This window comes from Mesorhizobium sp. M7A.F.Ca.ET.027.02.1.1 (genome assembly GCF_004022985.1).
Taxonomy (GTDB): Bacteria; Pseudomonadota; Alphaproteobacteria; order Rhizobiales; family Rhizobiaceae; genus Mesorhizobium.
On the sequence record NZ_RZOL01000491.1, the window covers coordinates 1 to 4175 of the forward strand.

The 4175-nt window shown below is 67.5% G+C and carries 3 protein-coding genes and 1 pseudogene; all 4 read right to left on the reverse strand.

Annotation, left to right across the window (positions count from 1 at the left end):
• Nucleotides 1–107: 107 nt before the first annotated feature.
• On the reverse strand, nucleotides 108–1091 hold the full coding sequence (locus EN749_RS31975; RefSeq protein ID WP_128364659.1) for a xanthine dehydrogenase family protein subunit M: 984 nt from the start codon (nucleotides 1089–1091) through the stop codon (nucleotides 108–110).
• A complete protein-coding gene (locus EN749_RS31980; RefSeq protein ID WP_128364660.1) occupies nucleotides 1088–1567 on the reverse strand; it encodes a (2Fe-2S)-binding protein in 480 nt (159 codons plus the stop codon). The genes EN749_RS31975 and EN749_RS31980 overlap by 4 nt, the downstream gene beginning before the upstream one ends.
• 230 nt (nucleotides 1568–1797) lie before the next feature.
• Complete coding sequence (locus EN749_RS31985; protein ID WP_128364661.1) at nucleotides 1798–4056, reverse strand: xanthine dehydrogenase family protein molybdopterin-binding subunit; 2259 nt, start codon at nucleotides 4054–4056, stop codon at nucleotides 1798–1800.
• Nucleotides 4046–4175, reverse strand: a pseudogene (locus tag EN749_RS39155) (xanthine dehydrogenase family protein subunit M); the annotation flags it as partial. The pseudogene EN749_RS39155 and the gene EN749_RS31985, both read right to left, overlap by 11 nt.

The window sequence follows — 4175 nt, forward strand, 5'->3', positions numbered from 1 at the left end:
CGCCGCGCCGGTGATTTTGGCCGGGCCGTCGACGCGCGACAGCCGGCCGCCGACGGCTTCGGCAAAAGCGCCGTCGGATGCATCCCCATGCCTGATGTTGTGAACGGTCATGCCGTCTCTCCCAATTTGAGGATGGCGCGGGCGACGACGCGCGGCGCCAGTTCGATCTTGTAGTGGTTGGCGCCATAGTCGACGGCGCCTTCGACGGCGAGCAGGCTGGCGGCGTGGACCGCCCCCGGCTCCAGCACCTTGCCCTTCAGCGCGTCCTCCACGGTCCGCGCCCGCCATGGTTTCGTCGCGACACCGCCGAGTGCGACGCGCAGATCGCGGATGGTGCGCCCGTCCGCCTCGAATTCGATACCGACAGCCGCACTTGCGGCGGCAAACTCAAAGGATTGCCGGTCGCGGATCTTGAGATAGGTCGAGCGCCGGGCAGCGACCGAGCCGGGGATTTCGATCGCGGTGATCATCTCGCCCGGTTCGATGGCGTGTTCCTTGTTCGGCGTGGTGCCGGGCAGCAGGAAAAAGTTGTCGACGGATAGCTGGCGCTCGTCGAGGTGGACTGTTGCGTCGAAGGCGACCAGCGCCACGGCGAGGTCGCCTGGATACATGGCGATGCAGGCGTCGCTGGCGCCGAGCACGGCGTGGCCCCTGGTGACGCCGCCTATGGCCGAACAGCCACTGCCAGGTTCCCGCTTGTTGCAAGCGGAGAAATTCCCGGGATCACGGAAATAGGGGCAGCGCGTGCGCTGCATCAGATTGCCGCCGATGGTCGCCATGTTGCGGATCTGCGCGGAAGCCGCCTGCCACAGGGCTTCCGACACCGCAGGAAAGCGGCTCTTGATGTCGGCATGGTCGGCGACGTGGCTCATCCTGGCCAGCGCGCCGATGGTGGCGCCGCGTTCGTTCACCTCGATGCTGTCCAACCCCTTGAGATGAGCGATGTCGACCAGCGTCTCGGGCTCGGCGACGCCGCATTTGGCGAGATCGACCAGCGTGGTGCCGCCGGCCAAGAGCATGGCGCCGGGCAGGGCGGCCGCCTGGCGTGCCGCATCGACCGAGCTGGAGCGAAAATAGGAAAAGTCCCTCATGACTGGACCTCCAAGGCGGCTTGGCGGATGGCGGCGACGATGTGCGGATAGGCGCCGCAGCGGCAGAGATTGCCGGCCATGTATTCGCGGATCTCGCCGTCGGAGCCGGCATGGCCCTCACGGATGCAGGCGACCGCCGACATGATCTGGCCCGGCGTGCAATAGCCGCACTGGAAGGCGTCCTGTTCGAGGAAGGCAGCCTGCACGGGATGCATTTCGCCCTCCCGTGCAAGCCCCTCTATGGTGATGACGGCGCGGCCTTCGGCTTGGGCGGCCAGCGTCAGGCAGGCCAGCACGCGCTCGCCATCGATATGCACGGTGCAGGCGCCACACTGGCCGTGGTCGCAGCCCTTCTTGGTGCCGGTCAGGCCGAGTCGGTCGCGCAAGGCGTCGAGCAGCGTCACACGCGGCTCGATGTCGAGCCCGTGAAGGTGGCCGTTGATGTCGAGATGGACGGGGATCGTTGTTTTCGTCATGGGCATCTGGCTCCAGTTGCTTGACGCGAAGTCGTTGATCTCATGTTGGGCCGGCGAGGAGCTAGCGCCCGCTGTCCGGCCCTTCGCTGTCGCTCCGGACCGTTCGGGCGTTCGGCCCTTTAAAAAGGTCCACTGGACCTTTTGATCCGCCCGAAGGCGGACCGGGCCTTCACCGTTCGTCGGACGGGAAGCCAAGCAATTGGCTTCCCGTCCGCTATGCGGACCACTCCTCACCCCAGCAAATCCTCGATGCGGATCGGAAAGCGCCGGGGCCGCACCCCGGTCGCATGCCAGACCGCATTGGCGACGGCGCCGGCCGTGCCGGTGATGCCGATTTCGCCGACCCCCTTGATGCCGAGTGCGTTGACGTGAGGGTCGTCCTCGTGGACCAGCAGCGCCTCGACCGACGGAACGTCGGCATTCACCGGGACATGATATTCGGCGAGGTTGGCATTCTGGATCCGGCCAGAGCGCCGGTCGGTGATGGCTTCCTCATGCAGCGCGAACGAGACGCCCCAGATCATGCCGCCATAATACTGGCTGCGCACCAGCCTGGGATTGATGACCCGCCCGGCGGCGAACGCGCCGACCAGCCTTGTGACACGGATCTGGCCGAAATCCGGATCGACCTTCACCTCGGCGAACACGGCGCCATGCGCGTGCTTGGCATAGGTTTCCTGGGATGCCGGGTCGGGAGCGCCTTTGCCATGGCCCTCGATCTCGGTGAGGCCCGCGCGCGTGAGGATTTCGGCATAGCTTTCACCGCGGCTTTCATCGTCGCGCCGATAGAGGCGACCGCCGCGCGCCAGGACGCCTTCATTGCCGGCGCCGTAGAGCGGTGATGCCTCGTGACCGGTGGCGAGATCGGCGAGCCTGGCGATGACGGCGGCGCCCGCATTGTGGATCGCCATGCCGGCCGTCGCCGTGTGGCCGGAGCCGCCGGCAATGCCTGCATTGGGCAGATCGGAACTGCCGGCCCTGAAATCGACCTGGTCGATATCCAGTCCCAGTCCGTCGGCGGCGATCTGGGCGAAGGCGGTCCAGGCGCCTTGCCCCATGTCCTGCGCGCCGGTCTCCATCAGGCCGCTGCCATCGCTTCTCAGCACGGCGCGGGCCTCGGCCTGGAACATCAGGGCCGGAAACGTCGCCGTGCCCATGCCCCAGCCGGTCAGGAAACCGTCCGCGTCGCGCATCAGCCGGGGCTGAAGCGGGCGGCTCGCCCAGCCGAACGTCTCGGCCGCTTGCCTGTAGCACTCGCGCAGCGCCTTGGAGGAAAACGGCTTGCCGGTCATCGGCTCGACCTCGGCATAGTTCCGCAGCCGGAACTCCAGCGGGTCCATGCCGCAGGCGTGAGCCGCCTCGTCGATGGCGCTTTCGAGTGCGATCGAGCCGGTCGCTTCGCCGGGCGCCCGCATGAACAGCGGGGTACCGGTGTCCAACCGCACCGCATCGTGGGAGGTGGCGATGGCCGGGCTGGCATAGAGCGTGTGCGAGGCATCCGCCGCCGGTTCGAAGAAATCGTCGAACGTGCTCGACGCAGTCTTGGCGTGATGGTCGAGTGCCGTCAGCCGCCCTTCGCCATCCATGCCCATGCGCAGCGTCTGGCGCGTCGGCGCACGGTGGCCGACCGGGCCGTACATCTGCTCACGCCGCAGCACCAGCTTGACCGGACGGCCGACGAGGCGCGCCGCCAGGATGCCGAGCACCTGCGGTCCGGAGATCATGCCTTTCGAGCCAAAGCCGCCACCCAGGAACGGGCTGCGGATGTGGACGTTTTCCGGTGCGATGCCAAACAGGCCGGCGATGCGGCCCTGCGCCATGGCAAGGCCCTGGCTCGGCGTGTCGATCGACAGTGTGTCGCCATTCCAGGCGACGACGATCGCATGCGGCTCCATGGCGTTGTGGTACTGGGCCGGCGTCTCGTAGGTGGCTTCGATCCGTGTCTTTGCCGATTTGAGGCCGGCCTCGACATCGCCCTTGTGCTGCACGGCCGGACCGCCGACGCCGACACCACGCGGCATAAAGCTTTCAGCGCCGTCCAGGCCAACGCGCGCCGGCAGCACTTCATAGCGCGGCGACAGCAGCGCCGCCCCCTCGGTCGCCGCCTCCAGCGTCTCGGCGATCACCACGGCGATGCTCTGGTTGGGGTAGCGGACCTGATCGTTCTGCAGCAGGTCGAGCCGGAACATGAAGGGGTGGTCCTTGGCGTCCGGGTCAGCGGCGAGCGCCGGCCGGTTCTTGGGCGTCATCACCTCGACCACGCCCTGGTGAGCCTTGGCCGCCTCGATATCCAGAGCGGCAACGCGGCCGCGCGCGATGCTGCTGACCGCCAGCACGGCGTAGAGCATGCCGGGCGGGTGGTTGTCGGCGGCATAGCGCGCGGCTCCGGTGACTTTCAGAAAGCCGTCGCGGCGGGTCAGCGGCTGGCCGATGCTGGAGCCCTGCCGGGCATGGGCGGGTTGCTGGTTGAGGCTGAGTTCAAGCGTCATGGCGCGCTCCGGGAATGTTCGAGAACGGGGAGGCAGGAAGGGCTGGCAGACGCTCGGGCGTTCCCGAAAGCGCAGATATCAGCGCCCTGACCACGATGCGGCGGGCCACCCCTGTCTCG